This window comes from Mesorhizobium sp. M2E.F.Ca.ET.209.01.1.1, from assembly GCF_004010375.2.
Lineage (GTDB): Bacteria > Pseudomonadota > Alphaproteobacteria > Rhizobiales > Rhizobiaceae > Mesorhizobium.
Genome location: NZ_SADP02001267.1, coordinates 1 through 285, shown reverse-complemented (window position 1 = coordinate 285; position 285 = coordinate 1). Strand labels below are relative to the sequence as shown.

Genomic DNA, 285 nt, shown 5'->3' with positions numbered 1-285 from the left:
AATCTCGTCAACGGCTTCGGCGAGGATGCGGGCCGGGCGCTGACCGAGCATCGCGACATCAAGGCGATCGGCTTCGTCGGCGAGAGCCGCACCGGCTCGATGATCATGAAGCAGGGCGCCGAGACGCTGAAGCGGGTGCATTTCGAGCTCGGCGGCAAGAACCCGGTGATCGTCTTCGCCGATGCCGACCTTGAGCGCGCCGCGGACGCCGCCGTCTTCATGATCTATTCGCTGAACGGCGAGCGCTGCACGTCGTCGTCGCGCCTATTGTTCGAAGCTTCAGTG

General features: G+C 64.6%; 1 protein-coding gene. It reads left to right on the top strand.

What is annotated here, in order from left to right:
• A partial coding sequence (locus tag EN852_RS40015) for an aldehyde dehydrogenase family protein (RefSeq protein ID WP_135879990.1) occupies positions 1-285 on the top strand: 285 nt, incomplete at both ends.